The sequence below is a fragment of the Muricoccus pecuniae genome, assembly GCF_014199205.1.
Taxonomy (GTDB): domain Bacteria; phylum Pseudomonadota; class Alphaproteobacteria; order Acetobacterales; family Acetobacteraceae; genus Roseomonas; species Roseomonas pecuniae.
Map to the genome: position 1 here is coordinate 276,709 of NZ_JACIJD010000001.1, position 22,104 is coordinate 298,812.

Below are 22,104 nucleotides of genomic sequence, written 5' to 3' on the forward strand. Positions count from 1 at the left end.
CTAAGGAGGGACCCGCCCGCATGGGACGTGTCGGCCGCGCGCTGCTGATCCTGCTCCTGCTGCTTGGCCTCGCCGGGGGCGGGGCCTTCCTCTATGCCCGCCAGGTCTATGAGCGCCCGGGGCCGCTGGCCGCGCCGGCGCAGCTCGTCGTGCCCCGCGGCGGGGCGGAAGCGATCGGCGCGGCGCTCCAGCGCGCCGGCATCATCGGGGACGGGCGGGAGTTCCTTGCCGCCGTCTGGGCCACGCGGGGGCAGGGGCCGCTGCGGGCAGGGGAGTTCGCCTTCCCCGCCGGGGCCTCGCTCCGGGACGTGCTGGGGGTGCTGCGGACGGCCCGCCCGGTCCAGCGCCGGCTGACCATTCCCGAGGGGCTGATGGCCCGCCAGATCGTCGCCCTGATCGACCGCGCCGAGGGGCTGGTGGGCGAGACGCCGCCGATCGACGAGGGCGATCTCCTGCCCGAGACCTACACCTATCAGTGGGGCGACAACCGCGCCGCCATCGTTCGCCGGGCCACCGCCGCCATGGACGAGGCGCTGCGCGAGGCCTGGGCGGACCGCGCGCCGAACCTGCCCATCGCCTCCGCCCGCGAGGCGCTGGTGCTGGCGAGCATCGTGGAGCGGGAGACGGCGGTGGCGGCGGAGCGGCCGCGCGTGGCCTCGGTGTTCATCAACCGGCTGCGCCGCGGGATGCCGCTGCAATCGGACCCCACCGTTGCCTATGCCGCCGCCGACGGCGCGCCGCTGGAGCGCGCGCTGACCCGGGCCGACCTGGAGCGGGACCACCCCTTCAACACCTATCGCAACCGTGGGCTCACCCCGGGGCCGATCGCCTCCCCGGGCAAGGAATCGCTGCGGGCGGTGACGCGGCCGGAGGTGACGGACCTCCTCTACTTCGTGGCGGACGGCAGCGGCGGCCACGCCTTCGCCCGCACGCTGGAGGAGCACAACCGCAACGTGGCCCGCTGGCGCGAGATCGAGCGCGCCCGGGCCACCCCCGCCGGCGCTTCCGCCCCGGCCCCTTCCTCCGGGCGATGAGGCGGCGCGCGGCGCGGCGGGCGTGAGCGGGGGCTCTCCCGCGCCGCTATCGGGCTGGCCGCTGCTCTGGCGGCTCCTGCTGATCTCCGCGATGTGGGCCACGGCCTTTCCCGTGGTGCGGCTGGCCGCGCGCGACATGCCGCCCTTCGCGCTCTCGGCCGGGCGGGCGGCGGTGGCGGTCACGGTTCTGCTCGCCTTCGCCGCGGCCACGGGCGCATTCGGCAAGAGGGGGCGGTGGAGCTGGCGGGCCGGGCTGGTGATCGGCACGGTGAATGGCTGGCTGCCGAACTGCCTCACGGCCTTCGCGCTGCTCTCCCTGGCAGCGGCGACGGTTTCGCTCATCCAGTCGGCGACGCCCCTCTTCGTCGCGCTGCTCTCCCTCGCCCTGCTGCCGGGGGAGAGGCCGGGGCTGCGCGGCCTGCTCGGGCTCGGGCTCGGCTTCGCGGGCATCGCGGTCATCCTCGGGCCCGCCGCCGTGCTGGGGGAGGGGGCGGGGCTGCTGGCCGGGGCGGCGATGCTGGTGGTGGCGCTCTCCTACGCCCTGGGCACCGTCTATGTCCGGCGGACCCGGCCGGGCGGCGCGCTGGAACTGGCGGCGGGGCAGCAGGGGGTGAGCGCGCTGGGGGCGCTGGCGATGAGCCTTCTCTTCGAGCCGCTCTCGGGCTTCGACCAGCCCTGGCAGGTCTGGGCGGCGGTGGCCTGGGCGGGGGTGTTCGGCTCGGCGGTGCCGGTGACGCTCTTCCTCTCCCTCGCGCAGCGGGCGCGGGCGACGGACGCTGCCATGACAGGTTATCTCCAGCCCGGCTTCGCCGCTGTCTTCGCCGCGCTGCTGCTCGGCGAGTGGCCGGAGCCGCGCGTGCTGCTCGGCGGCGCGGTGGTGCTCGCTGGGGTCTGGCTGGCGACCGGCGGGCGCCGGCCGTCCTGAAGGAGCGGGCGGGGATACGAGGGCGCATCAGGGGTCGGAGGCGGCGGGCTGGACCCTGCCACCACGGCGACGGATCGTGCCTCCATGGCGTTTTCTGGCGGGCGAGGCCTTACCGTGCTCCGGAACCGTCCCCATACAAGCGCCTCACATTACAGAAAGGCCATGTTGCCCCGTGGAAGCCGAAGTCCTCGTCGCGCTCGTCGCCCTGATCGGCATGGAGGTGGTCCTCGGGATCGACAACCTCGTCTTCATCGCCATCCTGACCAACCGCCTGCCCGTGGAGCGGCGGCGGTCCGCGCGGCTGATCGGGCTCGGCCTCGCCGTGGTCATGCGCCTCGGCATGCTGGCCGGGGTGGGCTGGCTGATCTCGCTGACGGCGCCGCTGTTCAACGTTCTCGGCATGGATGTGTCGGGCAAGGACCTGATCATGATCGCCGGCGGCCTGTTCCTCATCGGCAAGGCCGTGATCGAGATCCACCATCGCGTGGACCCCGGCTCCCAGGCGGAGGCGCAGGCGGCGAACCAGGTGGTGGCGAGCTTCGGCGCGACCGTGTTCCAGATCATCCTGATCGACATGGTCTTCAGCGTGGACAGCATCCTCGCCGCCGTGGGGCTCACCAACGTGATGTGGGTGATCGTCGTGGCGATCCTCGTCTCCGTCACCGTCATGCTGCTGTCGATGGATGCGCTCTCCAACTTCATGGAGAAGAACCCGACGGTGGTGATGCTCGCGCTCGCCTTCCTCGTGATGATCGGGATGGTGCTGCTGGGCGAGGGCTTCGGTTTCCATGTGCCCAAGGGCTTCGTCTACGTCGCCATGGCCTTCGCCGCGGGGGTGGAGGGGCTGAACATCTGGGCCCGGCGCGGCTCGGACCGGCGGGTGATGAACCCTGCCAGCTCCACCGTCGCGGCGCCGGGACAGGCCTCGCTCAGCCAGTCCGTGGTGGCGGAGGAGGTTCTGGCGAATCGGGGCCGGACTTCGCCGGGAGCCGGCTGAGCCAGGCAGGCGGCAGCGCGTCGCCCAGGCGCGCCGCCGCGTAGAGGGCCCGGGGGAAGGCCACCCGGGCCTTGCCGCGCGCGATCCCGGCGAGGGTGCGGCGCGCGGCGTCCTCCGGTTCCATCAGGAACGGCATGGGGAAGTTGTTCCGCGCCGTCATCGGCGTGCGGATGAAGCCGGGGCAGATCGCGTGCAGCCGCAGCCCCTCCCGCCGCGCCGTCGCGTCCGTCGCCTCCGTCCAGCGCTGGAGAGCGGCCTTGGAGGCGCAATAGGCCGGTGCGCCGGGGGACGCGGTGAAGGCGGCGATCGAGGCGATGGCCGCCACCCGCCCGCGGATGCCGTCCGCCCCCGGCGTCTGGGCGCGCATCATCTCCAGCGCCGGCAGGATCGTGTTCAGCGCCCCCGTGAGGTTCACGGCGAAGATGTGGGCCACCTGGTCCGGCGCCTCATGCGCCCCGCCCGTGCCGGCGGAGGTGCCGGCATTGGCGATCAGCAGGTCCAGCCCGCCCGCGCCGCGCACCCAATCCGCGGCGGCGGGGGCGTCGGTCACGTCGAAGGCGGCCTCGGCCACCTCGGCCCCGGCGGCGCGGCAGGCCGCGGCGGTGGCGGCGAGCCGCGCGGCGTCCCGCCCAGCGAGATGCAGCACGCGCCCGGGGGCGGCGAGTTCGCGCGCCAGGGCGGCGCCGAGGCCGGACGAGGCCCCCGTGATCCCCACCCGCCGCCAGGGCCACCCCTGTCCTGTGCCTTGCATCGCGCCCTCTCCCGCCGCAGAAGGCCGCGCATGGCCATCCGATCCATGACCGGCTTCGCGCGCGCCACCGGCACCCTGCCGGACGGCACCCCCTTCACCTGGGAACTCCGCAGCGTCAACGGGCGGGGGCTGGACGTGCGCCTGCGCCTTCCCGGCGGGCTGGACGCGCTGGAGGCGCCGCTGCGCGAGGCGGCGGGGGCGCGATTCGCCCGCGGCAACGTCTCCGCCACCCTCTCCCTCAAGCGGGAGGACCGGGCGCCGCGGCTGGTGCTCGACCAGGCGGCGCTGGAGCGGGCCATGGCCCTGGTGCGGGAGCTGGCCGAGCGGATGCCGGGTGCCGCCGCGCCCCGCCCGGAGGCGGTGCTCGCCCTGCCCGGCGTGCTGCGGACGGAGGTGGAAGTGCCGGACGAGGCATCCGAGGCCGGTCGCCGGGCCGCGGTGACGGAGGGCTTCGGGGCGGCATTGGCCGACCTTCACATCGCCCGCGCGGCCGAGGGCGCGCGGCTGCACGCCATCCTCGCCACCCTGCTGGACGAGATCGAGGCGCTGCGGGCCGAGGCGGCCACCGAGGCCACGCGCCAGCCCGCCGCCCACCGCGCGCGTCTCCAGGCGGCGCTGTCGGACCTGCTGGAGGGCGAGCGCCGCGTGCCCGAGGAGCGTCTCGCCGCCGAGGTGGCCCTGCTCGCCGCCCGCTCCGATGTCCGGGAGGAGCTGGACCGGCTGGGCGCCCATGTGGAGGCCGCCCGCGCCCTGCTGCGGGAGGCGGCGCCGATCGGGCGGAAGCTGGAGTTCCTCACCCAGGAATTCGGGCGCGAGGCGAACACGCTGGGGGCGAAGTCGGGCAGCTTGGCGCTGACGCGGCTCTCCCTCGAACTAAAGGCCGCCATCGAGCGGCTGCGCGAGCAGGCGGCGAACGTGGAATGAGCGGGACCATGAAACGCAGGGGCCTCTGCCTGGTGCTGGTGGCCCCCTCGGGCGCGGGGAAGACGAGCGTCTCGCGCGCCCTGCTGGCGCGGGAAGGGGAGCTGTCCCTCTCCATCTCCGCCACGACCCGGGCGGCGCGGCCGGGGGAGGTGCACGGGGTGCACTACTTCTTCCACCCGCCCGAGGAGTTCGAGGCGATGGAGGCTGGGGGCCACTTCCTGGAGAGCGCCCATGTCTACGGCAAGCGCTACGGCACCCCCCGCGCGCCCGTTGAAGCGGCGCTGGCCGAGGGGCGGGACGTGCTCTTCGACGTGGACTGGCAGGGCCACCTTCTGTTGCAGAAGGCGATGCCGGGGGATGTGGTGGGCGTGTTCCTCATGCCGCCCTCCATCGCGGAGCTGGAGCGGCGGCTGCGCGCGCGGGGGACGGACAGCGAGGAGGAGATCCTCCGCCGCATGGGCAAGGCGCGCGACGACGCCTCTCACTGGCAGGAATTCGACCATGTCCTGATCAACACCGACTTCACCGAGACGGTGGACACGGTGGGGGCCATCCTGCGGGCCGCGCGCACGGCGCGGAGCCGGAACCTCTGGCTCGCCGACTTCGTGGCGGGGATGGGCTAGCGCCGTGCTGGGGGTGCTGAACCTTGTCGCCCCCGTCTTCCTCCTGATCGCGCTCGGCTATGCCGCGGGGCGGCGGCGCGTGCTCTCGGACGAGGCGCTGCGCGGGATCAATGACTTCGCCTACTGGCTCTGCGCGCCGGCGCTGCTCTTCGTCTCGGCGGCCTCGGGCGGCGGGCTGGGCGGGCATGGCGGGCGGCTAGAGGTGGCCTTCTTCTCCGGGGTGCTGGTCACCTATGGGATCGCGCTGCTCGCCTCCCGGTTCCTGGCGCGGCGCGGCCTCGCCGAATCCGGGCTGTTCGCCCTCAACTGCTCCTTCGGGAACACGCTGATGATGGGGGTGCCGGTGGTGCTGGCCACCTTCGGCACGGCGGGGATCGGTCCCGCCACCGCCATCATCGGCCTCTACTCCCTGGTCATGCTGCCACTGACGACCATCGTGGCGGAGATGGGGATGGCCGCGGGCGCCTCCGTGTCGCGGGTGCTGGGGACGACGCTGCGCTCGGTGGTGCGCAACCCCATCGTGATGGCAGTGCTGCTGGGCAATCTCTGGGCGCTCTTCCTGCCCACCCCGCCCTTCTTCATGCGGCGCTTCCTGGAGATCCTCGGCGGGGGGACGAGCCCCATTCTCCTCTTCTGCCTCGGCGCCTCCCTGCGGGACTTCCAGCTCCAGCGGGACTGGGCGGACGCGGTGGTGATCAACCTGCTGAAGCTCGTGGCGCTGCCGGCGTTGGTCTGGGAGCTGGGTCGGCTCCTCGGGCTGGGGGCGCTCGAACTCGCGGTCGCCGTCACCCTCGCGGCCATGCCCACGGGAGCCAACGCCTTCCTCATGTCCCGCCGCTACGCCACGGGGATGGAGCGGGCGGGGGCGGCCGTGCTGATGGGCACGATCCTCTCCGTGGTGACCCTCACCTTTCTCCTGGGCTGGCTGACGGGCCTGGCCCGGCCGTGAGGGCCTGCCGCCCACGCCGGGGCGGCAGGGCGCCCGTCCTCAGTGCAGGTGCAGCACGCCCTCGGCATAGGTGAATTCGGCCGGGCGCCAGAGCGCGGCGGAGGCGACGCGGACGGAGTGGAGCTGCCCCTCGATGTCCTTGCGCCAGAATTCGAGGAAGCCGTGCAGTTCGGGGAAGGCCGGGGCGCGGTCGACCTTCTGCCAGATGAAGGATTGCAGCACGGCCGGATGGTCGGGCAGCCGGTAGAGAATCTCGGCCGTGGTCAGGTGCCATTCGGGGATGCGGACGACGTGCTCGATGCCCCGCAGATGCATGTCCTTTCCTCCTGATCGGGGCGGCAAAGGCGCCTCCCCGGGCAAATGGTGCCATGCGATATGAAGCGCCGGGGACAATAAATGTTTCATTTCAATGCGTTGGCACTCTATCACCGAGAGTGCTGCCGGGCTTGACGCGATGGGGGGTGATCTCCTAGATCGCTGGCACTCACCGGCGGCGAGTGCCAACGGGCTTTCCGAAGGCAGCGCCAGCCGGCCGGGTCTAACCAGGATCAAGGCTCAGGAGAGGACCGTATGACCAAGTTCCGTCCCCTGCACGACCGCGTTCTCGTTCGCCGCGTGACGGCCGAAGAGAAGAGCGCTGGCGGCATCATCATTCCCGACACCGCCAAGGAGAAGCCCCAGGAGGGTGAGGTCGTGGCCGTCGGCGCCGGCGCGCGCAACGAGCAGGGCCAGATCGTGGCGCTGGACGTGAAGGCCGGCGATCGCATCCTGTTCGGCAAGTGGTCCGGGACCGAGGTGAAGCTCGATGGCGAGGAGCTCCTGATCATGAAGGAGTCCGACATCATGGGCATCGTCGAGTCCTCTGCCGCGACCGCCAAGGCCGCCTGAGCAGCAACGAGAAGCAGGAGAAACAAATATGGCTGCCAAGGACGTCAAGTTCGGTGCCAATGCCCGCGAGCGCATGCTGCGCGGCGTGGACATCCTGGCCGATGCCGTGAAGGTCACGCTGGGCCCCAAGGGCCGCAACGTGGTGCTCGACAAGAGCTTCGGCGCGCCGCGGATCACCAAGGACGGCGTGACCGTCGCCAAGGAGATCGAGCTGGCCGACAAGTTCGAGAACATGGGCGCGCAGATGGTGCGCGAAGTGGCCTCGAAGCAGAACGACCTCGCCGGTGACGGCACGACCACCGCGACCGTGCTGGCCCAGGCCATCATCCGCGAGGGTGCGAAGGCGGTTGCCGCCGGCCTGAACCCGATGGACCTCAAGCGCGGCGTCGACAAGGCCGTGACCGTGATCGTCAACGATCTGCAGGCCAAGACCCGCAAGATCACGACGTCCGCCGAGGTGGCGCAGGTCGGCTCTCTCTCCGCCAACGGCGAGACCGAGATCGGCGAGATGATCGCGCAGGCGATGGAGAAGGTCGGCAACGAGGGTGTCATCACCGTCGAGGAAGCCAAGTCCATCCAGACCGAGCTCGACGTCGTCGAGGGCATGCAGTTCGACCGCGGCTACGTCTCCCCGTACTTCATCACGAATGCGGAGAAGATGATCGCCGAGCTCGAGAACCCGTACATCCTGATCCACGAGAAGAAGCTCTCCCAGCTGCAGCCGATGCTGCCGCTGCTGGAAGCCGTCGTGCAGTCCGGGCGTCCGCTGGTGATCGTGGCCGAGGACATCGAGGGCGAGGCGCTTGCCACGCTCGTCGTGAACAAGCTGCGCGGCGGCCTGAAGATCGCGGCCGTGAAGGCCCCGGGCTTCGGCGATCGTCGCAAGGCGATGCTCGAGGACATCGCCATCCTGACGGGTGGTGAGGTGATCTCCGAGGACCTCGGCATCAAGCTCGAGACCGTGACGCTCAACCAGCTCGGCCGTGCGAAGAACATTCGCATCGAGAAGGAGAACACCACGATCATCGACGGCGCCGGCGAGAAGGAGGCCATCCAGGGCCGCGTCGAGCAGATCAAGGCGCAGATCGAGGAGACCACCTCGGACTACGACCGCGAGAAGCTGCAGGAGCGCCTGGCGAAGCTGGCTGGCGGCGTGGCCGTCATCCGCGTCGGTGGTTCGTCCGAGGTCGAGGTGAAGGAGCGCAAGGATCGCGTCGACGACGCGCTGCACGCGACCCGCGCCGCGGTCGAGGAGGGCATCGTTCCCGGTGGTGGCGTGGCTCTGCTGCGCGCCAGCCTGAAGCTGTCCGAGCTCAAGGGCCTGAACAACGACGAGCAGGTCGGGATCGAGATCGTTCGGCGCGCCATCGCGGTGCCGCTGAAGCAGATCGCCGAGAACGCCGGCAAGGACGGCGCGGTCATCGCCGGTGAGGTGCTCCGTTCGGACGCCTACGAGTACGGCTATGACGCCCAGACCGACGAGTACAAGAACCTCGTCGAGGCCGGCATCATCGACCCGACGAAGGTCGTCCGCACGGCCCTGCAGGACGCCGCTTCCGTGGCCTCCCTGCTGATCACCACCGAGGCGATGGTGGCCGAGCGCCCGGCGAAGTCCGCGGCCCCGGCCGGTGGCCCCGGCGGCGGCATGGGCGGCATGGGCGACATGGACTTCTGATCCTCGGATCAAAAGTAGTGACGAAGAGGGGCGGTCCGGCAACGGGCCGCCCTTTCTCGTTGTAGGATGGGGAAGTTCAGCGCGGAGGTGGCGCGATGCCGACGGGAACGGTGGTCTGGTACCAGCCGCACAAAGGGTACGGCTTCATCAGGCCGGACGATGGCGGGCCCGATGTGATGGTCCACTCGACCGTCGTGGAGGCGGCCGGGCGGCGTGATCTGAAGAAGGGTGAGGAGATCACCTATGAGGCGCAGCAGCTTCCGAAGAAGCCGGCGCCGATCGTGACCCGCATCCAGCCGGGTTAGGCGGGGCCGGGGATGGTGCCGGGCAGGCCGCGCGGCGGGCTGCCCGGCGGGAGGAAAGACCCCCGGGGAGGATACTTCCCCCCGGGGAGGGTTACTCCTCCCAGACCTGCAGGGCGGAGACCTTCCGCAGCACGCCCTTGGCGCGCTCGGACTGGTCCGCATTGGCCGTGGAGACGATGATGGACACGGCCGCCTTTTCGGATTCCGGCTTCACGTCCGGGCTCGCGGCCGCTGCCACGCCCTCGCTGGCCGCGCCGACACCGAGGCCCGCGACCGCCGCGGCAACGATGGCGGGCAGGGCGGCACCGCCGGTCGCGACCACGGCGCCCGCGGCCGCCATGCCGGCGCCGGAGGCCGCCATGCTCGAGCCCATGGTGCGGAGGTTGCGCTGCTCATCCTCCTGCACCTTGCCCTCCATCTCGCCGGGAGCGTGGGGCGGCTCCTGGGTGGGCTCGGCGGTGCGGATGGTGATCCGGTCCTTCGGGATCGCCTCCGCGTTCAGGAATTGGAGGGCGTTCTCCGCGTCCGCGCGCGAGGCGAAGGTCGCGACGACGTTGGTGTAGTGGTCCTGGGTCTGCTCGGGCATGTCATGCTCCCCTCGGGATGTCATGCCCTGCAACGCGGCTGCGGCGGGGTTGTTGCCGTGCCCCGCCGATAGCGCCCCGGTTCAGAGAACCTGGAAACGCGCCTTGGCGGCCCGCTCGATCGCGCCCGCGATAAGGCGGTCGATGTCCAGCGCGATGCGGAAATCCTGGAGGAAGCGGAGTTCCTCCTGCGAGGCCTCCCCGTCCGCGGCCGCGATCTCGCAGGCCAGGAGATAGGCCGTCTCGCGCAGGCGGGGCGGGAGGGCGTCCCGGATCATCTCCGAGGCGCGGTCCAGCCCGTCCGCCTGGTCCAGCAGCCCGAGGACGACCTCGGTGACGGTGTCGATCTCACCCGCGTGGAAGTCGCCGAAGGCGGGAAGCTCCCGCACGAGGCGGGACATGGCGGCCAGCTCGGCATCCGTCATCCCGCGGTCGCTGACGCCCATCAGCACCATGGCGCAGACCAGCGCTTCCTGAGCGCTGAAGCGGGTGGGGAGGGGGGTGGGGGCGCCGTCCATGAGGTTCGTGTCCATCTTGCGCGAAGGGTTCGCGCTTCGGCCCCGGCGCGTCAATCATCGGGGCGATCACCATTCAGGAAGCGCCCAGGAACCTTCGTGTCTCCCGCACGGCCTCCGCCAGTCCCACGCGCTGGGGGACGACCCCCTGGGGCAGGCCGGCGAGGAGGCGGGAGGGGGCGCGGCCGTCCAGCAGCACGAAGACGCCGCGGTCGTCGGCGCGGCGGATCAGGCGGCCGAAGGCCTGGCGCAGCCGGTGGCGGGCGATAGCGTCGTCATAGGCCTTGGGCCGGGCGCCGGAGAGATGGGTGCGGCGCTCCCGGTGCAGGATGGTGGGCCGCGGCCATGGGATGCGGTCGAAGACCAGCAGGCGGAGGGAGCGGCCGGGCACGTCCACCCCGTCCCGCAGCGCGTCGGTGCCGAGAAGGCAGGAATCCTCCTCCGCCCGGAAGACGTCCACCAGGGTGGAGTTGTCCATCGCGTCCACGTGCTGGGCATAGAGGGGCAGGCCTGCCGCCTCCAGCCCGGGGGCCATGCGGGCATGGGCCTCGCGCAGCCGCCGGATGGCGGTGAACAGGCCGAGCGCCCCGCCGCCGGAGGCGCGGAAGAGCTGCTCCATCGCCATCGCGGCCTGCGGCCCGTCCCGCGCGATGTCCGTGACCACGAGGGCGAGGGTCTGGTTGGGGTAGTCGAAGGGGGAGGGGACGGCGGCGCGGATGGCGGGGGTGGCGAGGTGGACGGCGCCGGTGCGGCTCTCCGCCTCCTCCCAGGCGTGCTCGGCATCGCCCTCGCCGCTGTCGCGGAGCGTGGCGGAGGTGATGAGCAGCCCGTGGGCGGGGGCGGCGACGGCGGCGGCGAAGGGCTCGGTCGGGTCGAGGAAGTGGCGGTGCAGGGCGGCGTCGATCACCCGCCCCTCGCGGCGGGTGATGGCGAGCCAGTCCACATGGGCCGGGCGGGTGCCGGGCTCGGGCGGCCGCCCGGCCAGGGCCTTGAGCATGGCGCGCCAGGCGCCGAGGGGGCGCAGGCCGCGGCGGTCCACCGTGCGGCGGGCCGTGTCCAGGCGGATGCGGTCGCCTGTCTCCAGCTCCGCGTCGGGGTCCTCCAGCAGGCCGGAGATGCGGGCGTGGAGGGCGCGGAGGGGGGTCTCGACGAGGCCCAGCGCCTCCTCCAGCGCGGCCCCGGCCTCGGCGACGCCGGGGTTCAGGGGATGGAGGTCGCATTCGGCGTCGTAGCCCGCATCGGCCTCGGGGGAGCGGGCGAAGACCTGGAGGATAACCGTGCGCAGGAAGGCCTCGCCGGGATTGGTGTGGGCGGGGTGGCCGGGAAGGTCGTCCTCGCCCTCGTAGCTCTCGCGATCGTCGGACTCGCCGAGGCGGGCGGACCAGCCGGGGCCGGGGAGGCTGCCCGCATGGCGCAGCGCCTCCTCCACCAGGGGAAGGAGGGCGGGGTGGTCGGAGGTGATCTCCTCCAGCCGGCGCCGCAGCCCGCGGGCACGGCCGCGCGCCCCCTCCGCGCCCAGGAGCCAGCGGCGCAGCTCCGCCATCTCGCCGCCGCTGATCTCGGCGGAGAACGCACTGTCGGCCGCGTCGAAGAGGTGGTGGCCCTCGTCGAAGACGTAGCGCAGGGCCGGCTTGTCCTCCCCGCCGCCGAGCGCGGCCTGGACCATGACGAGGGCGTGGTTGGCGATGACCAGCCGCGCCGTGCGGGCGCGGCGGATCGAGTGCTCCACGAAGCAGCGGCGCCAGTGGGGGCAGGCGGAGTGGATGCACTCGCCCCGCCGGTCCGTCAGGCCGGCGACGTGGCCCCAGGGGAAGAGCTCCGCGATCCAGCCCGGGAAGTCGCCGCCCTGCATGTCCCCGTCCCGGGTCGCGGCGGCCCAGCGGGAGACGAGCGAGAGGGCGAGGAGGCGGGAGGGCATGGCACCGTTCACCGCCTCCTCGTGGTTCAGGAGGCAGAGATAGTTCTCGCGCCCCTTGCGGATCACGACCTGGCGCCGCCGCTCCTCCGGGTCGGGGTAGAGGCGGAACAGCTCCTGGTCGATCTGGCGCTGGAGGTTGCGGGTGTAGGTGGAGATCCAGACGGGGGCGCCGTTGCGCTCGGCCCAGAGGGAGGCCGGGGCGATGTAGCCGAGCGTCTTGCCGGTCCCCGTCCCGGCCTCGGCGAGGACGAGTTGGGGCTGGCCCTCGGCCTCCCGCGGGGCGAAGGCGAGGGAGGCGGCGGAGGCGTAGTCGGCCTGGGCGGGCCGCGTCTCGGCATCCGCGCCCAGGATCTCGGCGAGGCGCTTGCGGGCCTCAAGCGGGGCGACGGGAAGGGAGGCGGGCGGGGTAGGGGGCGCGGTCTCCTCCCATTCCGGCAGGCGGCGCCAGACCTTCAGCGCGTCGGTCGCGGGCCGGGCCTCGGGCTGGCCCAGGGCGGCGAGGAGGCTGGGCGCCCAGACCCAGTCGGAGGCGTCCCGCAGCCGGGCGGCGAGCTGGGGGGCATCCCGGTTCAGGAGGGCGTGGCGGTTGGTGGCGAGGTGGCGGAGGAGGGTGGTCGCGATCTCCGGCAAGAGGATCGCCGCGGCCTCGTCGTCCCCGGGCGCCTCCAGCCCGAGCGCCAGGGCCAGGCCGCGCGGCGTGGGGGCCGCGAGCTGGGCGGGCAGGACGAAGGCGAAGAGTTCCAGCAGGTCGTAGGCAACGGGGAAGGGGGCGAGGCCGAGCCGCCGCGCCGTAGCCGGGGCGTGAACGAGCATCGGCGGCGGGAGGTCGGCCAGCCGGCGCGCGAGGGCGTGCGGCGCCAGCGTCTCGATCTCGCCGTCGGGGGTGAGGAGGGTGGCGCGGCCGATCCCGGCGACGAGGGCGGGGGCTTCGGGCAGCAGCAGGCGGGGAGCCGCCGGGTGGGGGGCCGAAGCAGGGGGCATCGGCGGGCCTATACCCGCTTTGTTCGCGGGGCGGGAGACGGCGAATCGCGCGCCGCGCCAAGCTGGCCGGGGGCGGGCGCGGTGCCGCCCACGGCACGGTTACGTGCCCGGCGGGTTTTTCCGTGCTATCCCGCGCGCTGGATTCGGTGGGGAAAGCCCCGCCCGAGAGGGCGCGCCCCGCACCAAGGGCCTAACAGAGCAGGAAACCAAGCGTGAACCATATCTCGCCGACGGGAACGGCCGCGAAGCTCAAGCCCGGCGTCGTCACCGGCGCCGACTACCTCACCCTCCTCCAGGCCTGCCGCGACGGCGGCTATGCCCTGCCGGCCGTGAACGTGGTGGGCACGAACAGCATCAACGCGGTGCTGGAGGCGGCGGCGAAGAACAAGTCCGACGTCATCATCCAGCTCTCCAACGGCGGCGCGCGCTTCTTCGCCGGCGAGGGCTGCCCCGACGCGGCGGCCGCCCGCGTGCTCGGCGCCGTCTCGGCCGCGCAGCACGTGCACACCGTGGCCAAGGCCTATGGCGTCTGCGTCGTGCTCCACACCGACCATGCCGACCGCTCGCTGCTGCCCTGGGTGGACGCGCTGATCGACCATGGCGAGGAGCACATGAAGCGGACGGGCCAGCCGCTCTTCTCCTCCCACATGATCGACCTCTCGGCCGAGCCGCTCGACATCAACATCGAGGAGTGCGCCAAGGTCCTCAAGCGCATGGCCCCGCTGGGCATGAGCCTCGAGATCGAGCTCGGCGTGACGGGCGGCGAGGAGGACGGCATCGGCCACGACATCGAGGAGAGCGCCGACAACGCGCATCTCTACACGCAGCCCGAGGACGTGCTGAAGGCCTGGGAGATCCTCTCCCCCATCGGCCACGTCACCGTCGCGGCCTCCTTCGGCAACGTCCACGGCGTCTATGCGCCGGGGAACGTGAAGCTGCGGCCCGAGATCCTGAAGGGCTCGCAGGAGGCGGTCTCCGCCAAGTTCGGCGGCGGCGAGAAGCCGATGAGCCTCGTCTTCCACGGCGGCTCGGGCTCCGAGAAGGACAAGATCACCGAGGCCGTGTCCTACGGCGTGTTCAAGATGAACATCGACACGGACACGCAATTCGCCTTCTCCGAGCCGGTGGGCGCCTATGTCGAGGCCAATGCGGTAGCCTTCAAGCACCAGATCGACCCGGCTACGGGCAAGCCGCAGAAGAAGCTCTATGACCCCCGCAAGTGGCTGCGGGCGGGCGAGAAGGGCATCGTGAAGCGGCTGGACGAGGCCTTCGCCGATCTCGGCTCCGCCGGGCGCACGCTGGCGGGCTGATTGTCACGAAGCCGGGAGGGCAACTCGCCCTCCCGGTGTTCCAGGCAACCCGATAGCACGTTTCAACGGGTTGGCCGCACGCGATAGAGCAAACCTATCGAATGCGCGGCACCTTTCAATTTCCCGGCCCCGTCCCAACACCTTAGCCTCCCCACGTCATCAGTAGGGAAGGGACGGAAAATGTCTGATAAAGCGCGCGGTGTGGGCCTGACCACTCGCCAAGGGCACCCGGTCTTCGATAACCAGAACACGCGGAGCGTGGGCAACCGCGGTCCCCTGGTGCTCGAGGATTACCAGTTCCTCGAAAAGATGTCGCATTTCGACCGGGAGCGGATCCCCGAGCGCGTGGTGCACGCGCGCGGCGCGGCGGCGCACGGCATCTTCGTGCCGACCGGCAAGGCCGGTGACGACCCCATCAGCAAGTACAGCCGCGCCAAGGTGTTCACGCCGGGCACGGAGACCCCAATTTTCCTGCGCTTCTCCACGGTGATCCATGGCGGGCACAGCCCGGAGACGCTGCGCGACCCCCGCGGCTTCGCGATCAAGTTCTACACCGAGACGGGCAACTGGGACCTGGTTGGCAACAACCTGAAGGTGTTCTTCATCCGCGACGCGATGAAGTTCCCGGACATGGTCCACGCCTTCAAGCCGGACCCGATCCACAACCGCCAGCAGATGAACCGGTTCTTCGACTTCGTGAGCTGCACGCCCGAAGCGACGCACATGATCACCCACCTCTTCTCGCCCTGGGGCATCCCGGCCACCTATCGCGAGATGCAGGGATCCGGCGTGAACACCTACAAGCTGGTGAACGCCGAGGGGGGAACGGTCCTCTGCAAGTTCCACTTCCAGCCGCGGATGGGCGTGCGGAACCTGACGCAGGAACAGGCCGAGGCCATCCAGGCGAAGGACTTCAACCATGCCACCGGCGACCTCTACGACGCGATCGAGCGCGGAGAGTTCCCGGAGTGGGACATGTACATCCAGGTGATGAGCGACGACGAGCATCCCGAGCTGGACTGGGATCCGCTCGATGTCACCAAGCTCTGGCCCGAGGAGCAGTTCCCCTTCCTGCATGTCGGCCACATCCAGCTGAACCGGAACCCCGTGGACTACCACAACGAGGTCGAGCAGGTGGCCTTCGGCACGGGCGTGCTGGTGGACGGGATCGACTTCTCGGACGACAAGATGCTGCAGGGGCGGACCTTCGCCTATTCGGACACGCAGCGCTATCGCGTGGGCCCGAACTACCTGCAGCTGCCGATCAACGCGCCGAAATGCCCCTTCGCGACGAACCAGCGCGGAGGCCAGATGAGCTACCACGTGGACGGCGCGGAGCAGGGCGCGAACAAGCACGTGAACTACGAGCCGTCCAACTTCGACGGCCTCGTCGAGCAGCCCCGCCTGGGACCGCCGCCGCGGGTCTATGTGGCGGGCGAGGTCGGGCGCCAGAAGATCGAGCGCACGAACGACTTCAAGCAGGCCGGAGAGCGCTGGCGCCTCTTCTCCGACTTCGAGCGGGACGACCTCGTGAAGAACCTCGTCGGCGCGCTCTCGCAATGCGCGCCGGTGATCCAGGAAAAGATGGTCTGCTACTTCATGCAGGCCGACCGCGAGTACGGCAGCCGCGTGGCGCAGGGGCTCGGCATCTCCATGCCCGCTCGCCAGCAGGCCGCGGAGTGAGGTGAAGGGGGCGCGCCCCGGGAGGGGCGCTCTCACAGGAAGGGGGCGGAGGGCCTGGGCTCTCCGCCCCCTTCTTGCGTTCGGGGGAGCGGGGCGAGGTCAGCCCTCGCCCGCCTCCGGCAGTTCGCGCGGGTGGCCATCCTCGTCGATGGCGACATAGGTGAAGAGGCCCTCCGTCACCTTCTCCGCGGGCTTCCCGCCGCGCGGCCGCGCCCAGGTCTCGATCTTCACGGCGATGGACGTGTCGCCGGCCTTCTCGATCACGCAGTAGCAGCTCACCTCGTCGCCGACGGAGACGGGGCGGAGGAAGCGCATGGCGTCGATGCTGACGGTGACTACCCGGCCGGCCGCGCGCTCGCCCGCCAGGGTGCCGCCCGCGAGGTCCATCTGGGAGAGGGTCCAGCCGCCGAAGATGCTGCCGCCGGCATTGGTGTCGCGCGGCATGGCGATGGTGCGCAGCTGCGCGCCGCCGGGGATGTCGGGGGGCTTGTCGGTCACGGCGCGTCCTCTCGGCGGGTGGCCGAAGAAGACGGGAAGGCCGGGGAGAGTTCCCTCTCCCCAGCTGTTTCTTCAGGCCGCCATCTTGAGGGGCAGGGCCTCGGCGATCTGCACCGCGTTCAGGGCCGCGCCCTTCAGGAGCTGGTCGCCGCAAACGAAGAAGTCGAGGCCGCACTCCCCGAAGACGGGATTGGAGCGGATGCGCCCGGCCTCCACGTCGTACTGGCCGCTGGCCGTCAGGGGCATGGGATAGACGGCGTTGGCGGTGTCGTCGGCCAGCTTCACGCCGGGGGCCCTGGCGAGCACGGCGCGGGCGGCCTCGGGGGTGACGGGGCGCTCGGTCTCGATCGTCACGGCCTCGGCATGGGCGCGCAGCGTGGGCACGCGGACGGCGGTGCAGGAGATCAGGAGGTCGGGCAGGCCCATGATCTTCCGGGTCTCCCAGGTGACCTTCATCTCCTCCCGCGTGTAGCCGTTGGGCTGAAAGCTATCGATGTGCGGGATGAGGTTCATGGGCAGGGGATGGCGGAAGACGGCGTTCTTCGCCTGTCCGCCATTCGCCAGCACCTCGCGCAGCCCGTCCTCCAGCTCCTGCATGCCCTCGGCGCCGGCGCCGGAGGAGGCCTGGTAGGTGGAGACGATCACGCGCTTCAGCCCGAACTCGCGGTGCAGCGGGGCGAGCGCCACGGCGAGGATGGCGGTGGTGCAGTTCGGGTTGGCGATCAGCCGGGCGCCGCCCGCCGCGGCCGCGTTCACCTCCGGCACGACCAGCGGCACGTCATCCTCCAGCCGGAAGGCGGAGGAGTTGTCCACCACCACGGCGCCGGCCGCGACCAGCTCCTTCGCATGGGCCTTGGACCATTCGCCGGAGACGGCGAGCAGGGCGAGGTCCAGCTTCGGCGGGCTGGCGGGGTCGTAGACCTCCACCGTCTTCTCGCCGAAGGGGGTGGGCAGGCGGGTGCCGGCGCTCCGCGTGGAGGCGAAGAGGCGCAGCTCGGTCACGGGGTAGCCGCGGTCCCCCAGGACCTGCACCAGTTCCTTGCCGACCGCGCCCGTCGCACCGAAAACCCCAACGCGCATGACCTGCCATCCCTTCGAGGCGTTGCTTGGGGGTCGGGAACAGGCCCCACCCCCGCCAGTGTGGCGGTGCGGTTTATACAGGCGGCGGAACGGGATGCGAGGCGCTTGTTTCGGGGGGCAGCGATGCCCGCGGGCCGCTGCGTCGTGGTTGCAACGGAACGGCGCGTTGACCCGGCGGGGGCGCGGGGGCATGTGGGCCCGGTCATGGAACGCCACCCCGCCAATCCCTCCCTGCGCGACATCCGCGCCTGGCCCTTCGAGGAGGCCGCGAAGGTGGCCGACCGCGACTCGGTGAGGGCCAAGGGTACGGCGCTGTTCGAGACGGGCTACGGCCCCTCCGGCCTGCCCCATATCGGCACCTTCGGCGAGGTGGCGCGCACCACCTGGGTCCGCCGGGCCTTCGAGCGGCTGACGGGCCTTCCCTCCCGCCTGCTCGCCTTCTCCGACGACATGGACGCGCTGCGGAAGGTGCCGGACAACGTGCCGAACCCGGAGCTGCTGCGGGCCAACCTGGGCAAGCCGGTCTCGCGCATCCCCGACCCCTTCGGGACCCATGAGAGCTACGGCGCGCACAACAACGCGCGGCTCCGGGCCTTCCTGGAGGCCTTCGGCTTCGAATTCGAGTTCGCCTCCTCCACCGATTACTACGCGTCCGGGCGCTTCGATCAGGCGTTGCTGCGGATGCTGGCGGTGCATGAGGAGGTGCGGGCGGTGATCCTGCCGACGCTGGGGCCGGACCGGCGGGCGACCTACTCGCCTTTTCTCCCCATCCATCCCCGGACGGGCATCGTCATGCAGGTGCCGATGGAGGAGACCCGCCCCGATGCCGGGACGGTGGTGTGGCGGGACCCGGAGACGGGGGAGCGCTTCGAGACGCCGGTCACATCAGGGCACGTGAAGGCGCAGTGGAAGGCGGACTGGGCGCTCCGCTGGTACGCGCTGGGCGTGGACTACGAGATGTCCGGCAAGGACCTGATCGACAGCGTGAAGCTCTCCTCCGCCATCTGCCGCGTGCTGGGCGGGGAGCCGCCGGTCGGCTTCACCTACGAACTCTTCCTGGACGCCCAGGGGGGGAAGATCAGCAAGAGCAAGGGCAACGGGCTGACCATTGAGGAATGGCTGCGCTATGCCCCGCCCGAGAGCCTGTCCCTCTTCATGTACCAGCAGCCCGGCCGAGCGAAGCGGCTCCACTTCGACGTCATTCCCCGGGCGACCGACGAGTACCTGGCGAATGTGGAGAAGCTGCGCGCCAGCGATGACCCGGCGAACCCGGCCTGGCACATCCATGGCGGGGCGCTGCCGAACGGGGCGGGGAGCCCGATCACCTTCACCCTCCTGCTGAACCTCGCCGTCGCGGCCAATGCCGAGACGCCGGAGATGCTCTGGGGCTATCTGCGCCGCCACGCGCCGGAGGCGACGCCAGAGGCCTCGCCCATGCTCGCGACCCTCGTGGAGCGGGCCTCGGCCTATTACCGGGACATGGTGAAGCCGACGAAGCGCTTCCGCCCGGCGAGCGAGGCGGAGCGGGAGGCGCTGTTGCAGCTCGCCGCCCTCCTGCGGGAGAACCGGGCGCGGATCGAGGCGCTGCCGGCCGCCGAGCGGCCCTCCGCCATCCAGGACCTCGTCTACGACGCCGGGCGGCGGGAGCCCTTCCTTCAGCCGGGCAAGGATCCCTCGCGCCCCGGCGTCTCCCGCGCCTGGTTCGCGGCCATCTACCAGGTGCTGCTGGGGCAGGAGGAAGGGCCGCGCTTCGGCGGCTTCGTCGCGCTCTACGGCATCCCCGAGACGGTGGCGCTGATCGAGGGCACGCTCGCCCAGGCTCCCGCTTCCCCGGGCGCCGACGCCGCATGAGCTGGGCGCTGATCCGCAAGCACGGACCGACCGTCTTCGGCCTGATCCTGCTGGTGGGGGCGCTCTATGTCGTGCAGCGGGAGTTCCGCAATCTCTCGGTGGCGGATGTGGGCCGGGCGCTGGAGAACACGCCGGAGCGGAAGCTGTGGATCGCCGGGGGCTGGACCCTCATCGCCTATGCCGTGCTGACGATCTACGACCGGCTGGGCTCGGTCTATGCCGGCAAGCCCATCTCCTATCTCCGGACCTCGCTCGCCTCCTTCTGCGCCTATACCCTGGCGCATAACCTCGGCTTCGCCGCGGTGTCTGGCGCGGCGGTGCGGTACCGCTTCTATGCGGCCTGGGGGCTGACCCCGGTCGAGATCGCGAAGGTCATCGCCTTCACCTCCCTCACCTTCGGCCTCGGCGGCTTCGCGCTCGGCGGGCTGGTGCTGTTCCTCGAACCCTCGGTCCTGCCCTGGGTGGGGGAGGGGGAGGCGATCCCGGAATGGGCGGCGCAGGCCGTGGCGGTGGTGATGTGGGCCATCGTCGCGGCCTATGTCGTGCTGTCGCGCTTCTGGCCGCATTTCAGGATCTTCGGGCACCAGATCGACCTGCCCGGCTTCCGCATGGCGATCGCGCAGGTGACGCTGGCGAGCGTGGACGTGGCGGTCACGGCGGCGATCTTCTACGCCCTGCTGCCCGAGGCGCCGGGCCTGACCTTCTGGAAGTTCCTCGGCATCTACATCGCCGCCTACACGGCCGGGCTGGCCGCCAGCGTGCCCGGGGGGCTGGGCGTGTTCGACGGCTTCATCCTGCTGAGCCTGGAGCCCTACCTGCCCTCCGCCGAGGTGATCGGGGCGGTGCTGCTGTTCCGGCTGTTCTACTACATCGTGCCGCTCTTCCTCGCGGGCGGGCTCTTCGCGGCCTTCGAGGTAAGCCAGAGGCGCCCCGCCATGGGCCGGATGCAGGCCGAGGCGCGGGTGACGGGGGCGCTTGAGGTGCCGGTGCTCTCGGGCCTCACGGGGCTGGGCGGGGCGGTGCTGCTCTTCGTCGGCGCCCTGCCGGCGCGGGCGACGGACATCGCGCAATGGGGCGGGGAGTGGGCGGCGCTGGCGAGCCAGTTCGCGGCCTCCGTCGTCGGCTCGCTGTTGCTGGTGGTCTCCTACGGCATGCTCCGCCGCCTGCGCATCGCCTGGTGGGCGGGGCTGGTCCTGCTGGCGAACGGCGTGTGGATTCTCGCGGTGCGCGGCGATCCCTGGTGGGTGGCCGCGGCCTATCTCGGCACGGGGCTCTTCCTCGCGGCGATGCGCCACGCCTTCTACCGGGATGCGCGGCTGACGGGGGAACCGCTGACGGGATCGCGCGTCTTCTCCCTCGCCACCGGGGTGATCTGCGGGCTGACGCTGGCGACGATCGCCTATCACGGCCGCTTCTCCACGGCGACCTGGTGGGAGGTGGTGGTGGAATCCGGCACCCCCACGCCGCTGCGCTTCGCCATCGGCATCGCGGTGGCGCTGCTTCTCTACGCCGCCTTCCGCCTCCTGCGCCCCGCCCGCATCCGGGCCGAGGACTATGACGAATCGGCCCAGGCGCGGCTGATGGCGCTCGGCGCGCGGGTGCCGCCCCATGCCGACGGCGTGGTCTTCGCCGATGGCGGCCGGGCCGGCTTCGCCTTCCGCCGCCTGGAAGGGGTCTGGGTGGCGGAGGGCGATCCGGCAGGGCTGCCGGAGGCGCAGATCAACGCGATCTGGCGCTTCCGCGACCTCTGCGACGCCGCCGGGGTAGCCCCGGCCTTCGCGGGGGTGAAGCAGGAGATGCTGCGCGCCTATGAGCAGGCCGGCATGGCCTCGGTCCGGCTGCCCAACGGGGTGCTGATGGCGCTCTCGGGCGAGCAGGACCCTCAGAAGGTGCTGCGGCTGCTCTCCGCAGGAGCCGCGGGGGACTGAAGCCCCGGGGCGGGGCTCCGCGGGCCGGCCTTACTGGCTGGCCCAGACGATCCGGTGCATCCAGGTCAGCTCCTCCAGGTCGAAGCTGTAGTTCGGATGGGCGGGGTTGAGGCTGGCGAGCTCCACCCGCTTGGCGGATTGCCGCATCAGCTCCTTGGCCATCACCTCCCCGCCTCGGGTGCGGACCACCACCCGGTCCCCGCGCCGCACGGGGGCGCTGGGGGAGACGATAATGACGTCGCCGTCCCGGAACACCGGCTCCATCGAGTCGCCGCTGATCTCCAGGGCATAGGCGTTGGGGTCGCCCACCTCGGGCAGGCTGATCTCATCCCAGCCGCCGCCCACGGGGTAGCCACCATCGTCGAAGTAGCCGGAGCTGCCGGCCTGGGCGAGGCCGATGAGCGGGATGCGGCGGCTCGGGCGGCCGGAGGCGCGGATGTTGCCGGTGATGAGGCTCGCGAACTCGTCCATCCCCGCGCCGGTGGCGGCCAGGACCTTGGCCACGCTCTCGGTCGAGGGCCAGCGGGCGCGGCCGTCCGGGCCGATCCGCTTCGAGGGGTTGAAGGCGGTCGGGTCGAGTCCGGCCTTGCGCGCGAGGCCGGAGGCGGAGAGTCCGTTCTCCGCCGCCAACGCGTCGAGGGCGCGCCAGATGTCGCTGTGCTGCATCGCCCCATCATATAGGCGA

General features: G+C 71.5%; 21 protein-coding genes. 13 read left to right on the forward strand and 8 right to left on the reverse strand.

All coding sequences use genetic code 11. The annotated features are described in order from the left end of the window. The first annotated feature begins 20 nt into the window (after positions 1 to 20). From mltG to FHS87_RS01230, 3 genes are all read left to right on the forward strand, one after another. A complete protein-coding gene (mltG, locus tag FHS87_RS01220) occupies positions 21 to 1,034 on the forward strand; it encodes an endolytic transglycosylase MltG (protein WP_184512968.1) in 1,014 nt (337 codons plus the stop codon). A gap of 22 nt (positions 1,035 to 1,056) precedes the next feature. Next, positions 1,057 to 1,959, forward strand: coding sequence for a DMT family transporter (locus tag FHS87_RS01225; RefSeq protein WP_184512970.1), 903 nt, complete (start codon positions 1,057 to 1,059; stop codon positions 1,957 to 1,959). Positions 1,960 to 2,131: 172 nt separating this feature from the next. Further along, the gene (locus FHS87_RS01230) at positions 2,132 to 2,956 is read left to right on the forward strand and encodes a TerC family protein (RefSeq protein WP_312861840.1); all 825 of its coding nucleotides are present in this window, start codon (positions 2,132 to 2,134) and stop codon (positions 2,954 to 2,956) included. Here the strand turns inward: FHS87_RS01230 and FHS87_RS01235 are convergent. Further along, positions 2,889 to 3,707, reverse strand: a complete 819-nt coding sequence (locus tag FHS87_RS01235) for an SDR family NAD(P)-dependent oxidoreductase (protein WP_184512972.1) — start codon at positions 3,705 to 3,707, stop codon at positions 2,889 to 2,891. The two genes, FHS87_RS01230 and FHS87_RS01235, sit on opposite strands and share 68 nt — an antisense overlap. A gap of 30 nt (positions 3,708 to 3,737) precedes the next feature. On the opposite strand from FHS87_RS01235, the gene FHS87_RS01240 reads away from it, so the two are divergent. The 3 genes from FHS87_RS01240 to FHS87_RS01250 are packed head-to-tail and all read left to right on the forward strand — an operon-like array spanning position 3,738 to position 6,203. After that, on the forward strand, positions 3,738 to 4,631 hold the full coding sequence (locus FHS87_RS01240) for a YicC/YloC family endoribonuclease (RefSeq protein ID WP_184512975.1): 894 nt from the start codon (positions 3,738 to 3,740) through the stop codon (positions 4,629 to 4,631). Between the two features lie 8 nt (positions 4,632 to 4,639). Continuing rightward, entirely contained in the window at positions 4,640 to 5,254 is a 615-nt protein-coding gene (gene gmk, locus FHS87_RS01245) for a guanylate kinase (protein WP_246417717.1), read from the forward strand. A gap of 4 nt (positions 5,255 to 5,258) precedes the next feature. Beyond that, positions 5,259 to 6,203, forward strand: coding sequence for an AEC family transporter (locus tag FHS87_RS01250; protein WP_184512978.1), 945 nt, complete (start codon positions 5,259 to 5,261; stop codon positions 6,201 to 6,203). A gap of 39 nt (positions 6,204 to 6,242) precedes the next feature. Here FHS87_RS01250 and FHS87_RS01255 read toward each other — a convergent pair whose 3' ends face one another. Continuing rightward, complete coding sequence (locus FHS87_RS01255; protein WP_184512981.1) at positions 6,243 to 6,518, reverse strand: Usg-like family protein; 276 nt, start codon at positions 6,516 to 6,518, stop codon at positions 6,243 to 6,245. Positions 6,519 to 6,773: 255 nt separating this feature from the next. On the opposite strand from FHS87_RS01255, the gene groES reads away from it, so the two are divergent. The 3 genes from groES (at position 6,774) to FHS87_RS01270 (ending at position 9,071) form a co-directional block, all read left to right on the forward strand. Then, the gene (gene groES / locus FHS87_RS01260; RefSeq protein WP_184512982.1) at positions 6,774 to 7,091 is read left to right on the forward strand and encodes a co-chaperone GroES; all 318 of its coding nucleotides are present in this window, start codon (positions 6,774 to 6,776) and stop codon (positions 7,089 to 7,091) included. 28 nt (positions 7,092 to 7,119) lie between these two features. Further along, positions 7,120 to 8,766, forward strand: a complete 1,647-nt coding sequence (groL, locus tag FHS87_RS01265) for a chaperonin GroEL (RefSeq protein ID WP_184512984.1) — start codon at positions 7,120 to 7,122, stop codon at positions 8,764 to 8,766. A gap of 95 nt (positions 8,767 to 8,861) precedes the next feature. Next, on the forward strand, positions 8,862 to 9,071 hold the full coding sequence (locus FHS87_RS01270; protein ID WP_184512986.1) for a cold-shock protein: 210 nt from the start codon (positions 8,862 to 8,864) through the stop codon (positions 9,069 to 9,071). Between the two features lie 91 nt (positions 9,072 to 9,162). Here the strand turns inward: FHS87_RS01270 and FHS87_RS01275 are convergent, their stop codons facing one another. The 3 genes from FHS87_RS01275 to FHS87_RS01285 all read right to left on the reverse strand — a co-directional run bounded on the left by FHS87_RS01275 (position 9,163) and on the right by FHS87_RS01285 (position 13,069). Continuing rightward, a complete protein-coding gene (locus tag FHS87_RS01275) occupies positions 9,163 to 9,657 on the reverse strand; it encodes a hypothetical protein (RefSeq protein WP_184512988.1) in 495 nt (164 codons plus the stop codon). Between the two features lie 81 nt (positions 9,658 to 9,738). Next, entirely contained in the window at positions 9,739 to 10,188 is a 450-nt protein-coding gene (locus FHS87_RS01280; RefSeq protein ID WP_246417718.1) for a tellurite resistance TerB family protein, read from the reverse strand. A gap of 58 nt (positions 10,189 to 10,246) precedes the next feature. Beyond that, positions 10,247 to 13,069, reverse strand: a complete 2,823-nt coding sequence (locus FHS87_RS01285) for an ATP-dependent DNA helicase (RefSeq protein ID WP_184512990.1) — start codon at positions 13,067 to 13,069, stop codon at positions 10,247 to 10,249. A gap of 212 nt (positions 13,070 to 13,281) precedes the next feature. Here FHS87_RS01285 and fbaA point away from each other — a divergent pair, with 212 nt between their 5' ends. Together fbaA and FHS87_RS01295 are read left to right on the forward strand one after the other, a co-directional pair. Then, positions 13,282 to 14,379: a class II fructose-bisphosphate aldolase gene (fbaA, locus tag FHS87_RS01290; RefSeq protein ID WP_184512992.1), complete on the forward strand. Its 1,098-nt coding sequence runs from the start codon at positions 13,282 to 13,284 to the stop codon at positions 14,377 to 14,379. 180 nt (positions 14,380 to 14,559) lie between these two features. Next, positions 14,560 to 16,062 carry a catalase gene (locus FHS87_RS01295; protein ID WP_184512994.1) on the forward strand — a complete coding sequence of 501 codons (1,503 nt, stop codon included), beginning with the start codon at positions 14,560 to 14,562 and terminating at the stop codon, positions 16,060 to 16,062. Positions 16,063 to 16,161: 99 nt separating this feature from the next. Here the strand turns inward: FHS87_RS01295 and FHS87_RS01300 are convergent, their stop codons facing one another. Continuing rightward, positions 16,162 to 16,506 (reverse strand): acyl-CoA thioesterase, encoded by a 345-nt coding sequence (locus FHS87_RS01300; protein ID WP_184513314.1) that lies wholly within the window; start codon positions 16,504 to 16,506, stop codon positions 16,162 to 16,164. 126 nt (positions 16,507 to 16,632) lie between these two features. After that, a complete protein-coding gene (locus FHS87_RS01305) occupies positions 16,633 to 17,640 on the reverse strand; it encodes an aspartate-semialdehyde dehydrogenase (protein ID WP_184512996.1) in 1,008 nt (335 codons plus the stop codon). Positions 17,641 to 17,844: 204 nt separating this feature from the next. Here FHS87_RS01305 and FHS87_RS01310 point away from each other — a divergent pair, with 204 nt between their 5' ends. Both FHS87_RS01310 and FHS87_RS01315 read left to right on the forward strand, forming a co-directional pair. After that, positions 17,845 to 19,491: a lysine--tRNA ligase gene (locus FHS87_RS01310; RefSeq protein ID WP_184512998.1), complete on the forward strand. Its 1,647-nt coding sequence runs from the start codon at positions 17,845 to 17,847 to the stop codon at positions 19,489 to 19,491. Beyond that, positions 19,488 to 21,419 carry a phosphatidylglycerol lysyltransferase domain-containing protein gene (locus FHS87_RS01315; protein WP_184513000.1) on the forward strand — a complete coding sequence of 644 codons (1,932 nt, stop codon included), beginning with the start codon at positions 19,488 to 19,490 and terminating at the stop codon, positions 21,417 to 21,419. The genes FHS87_RS01310 and FHS87_RS01315 overlap by 4 nt, the downstream gene beginning before the upstream one ends. A gap of 30 nt (positions 21,420 to 21,449) precedes the next feature. Here the strand turns inward: FHS87_RS01315 and FHS87_RS01320 are convergent, their stop codons facing one another. After that, the gene (locus FHS87_RS01320) at positions 21,450 to 22,085 is read right to left on the reverse strand and encodes a S24 family peptidase (RefSeq protein ID WP_184513001.1); all 636 of its coding nucleotides are present in this window, start codon (positions 22,083 to 22,085) and stop codon (positions 21,450 to 21,452) included. Positions 22,086 to 22,104 lie beyond the last annotated feature (19 nt).